General features: G+C 38.9%; 2 protein-coding genes. Both read right to left on the bottom strand.

The window, feature by feature from the left end; genetic code table 11:
* Positions 1–336 (bottom strand): DUF2931 family protein (locus C9J46_RS21315; protein WP_146144684.1); only part of this gene is annotated, 336 nt, incomplete at its 3' end.
* A gap of 81 nt (positions 337–417) precedes the next feature.
* Positions 418–1,025 (bottom strand): DUF2931 family protein (locus C9J46_RS21310; protein ID WP_107291494.1); only part of this gene is annotated, 608 nt, incomplete at its 5' end.

The raw sequence follows: 1,025 nt of genomic DNA, 5'->3' as shown, positions 1-1,025 counted from the left end.
CACAACTTTATCGGGTAAATGATTTGTATATCTTATCTGGGAGTATTGAGCGATCCCAAAAGTTAACGATAATCCATATCCATCATAGTCCGGTTGAGACTGTTTAATTCGTTCTAAATCGCTGATTGTCATAAATTGACTATGAGTATGTAAAATAGAAGTCCAATCTTCTTGCGTGTTAATACCATATGCTTTAGTGACTCTGACAGGGTAAAATGATGGCATAGCGTAACCAACTGTCCAATCAGGAACTTCATCAGGTACGCGTTCTCTATTCATCATGCTACAACCAACCAGTAATAGGCAGAATACTCCTGTTGATATGATCTTTTTCATTTACTGTCCTTGTGTAATGAATGCTGAATCTAGCTCTTTCATTGAGCGCCTCACAGGTTTCTGTGAGGCGATAAGTCAATATTAATGAAGCTGATCTACAATATATTTTTTTGATGTATATATCTTATTTACCTTGTCCCAAGGGATAGGCGTTAAGGTTGCGTTAGCCTTTTTAGCACTTTTAAGTACAGCGTTTCTTGTCTGGTTGTGATCAGAGTAAGTACTTCCGTTATAGTCCGTTTCGGGTGTGCTCGTTGGTGACAATTCAGTAACGTACGTATACTTACCACAACCCTTAAGCCACACTTTCACTTGACCATTTGGTAGGAAACCAAAATCAAATATCGATTGGTAGCAGGTTTGCCTTATTCCATCAGCCTCAACATGGTTTTGTTGTTTATACATCAGCGCTTTCACTTTAGGTGTGACATCTAATTCAGTAATGTAGAACTTGGCGTCAAAAAGGGATGTCCAATAGAGCACGACTTTGTCGGGTAAATGATTGGTAGGTTGAATTTGTCTATACCAGCCCATCGTAGTAGTAGCGAGAGGTAACCCATAACCATTATAATCAGGTAAAAAGCCCTTAATACGGTTGAAGTCACTAACCGTCATAAATTGGCTGTGGGTGTGTAAAATAGAGGTCCAATCTTCTTGCGTGTTAATACCATATGCTTTAGTGACTCTGA

It is taken from the genome of Photobacterium sp. GB-36 (assembly GCF_003026135.1).
Classification (GTDB): Bacteria; Pseudomonadota; Gammaproteobacteria; order Enterobacterales; family Vibrionaceae; genus Photobacterium.
Note: the sequence above shows the minus strand (reverse complement) of the source record. Positions and strands in the feature narration are given on the sequence as shown.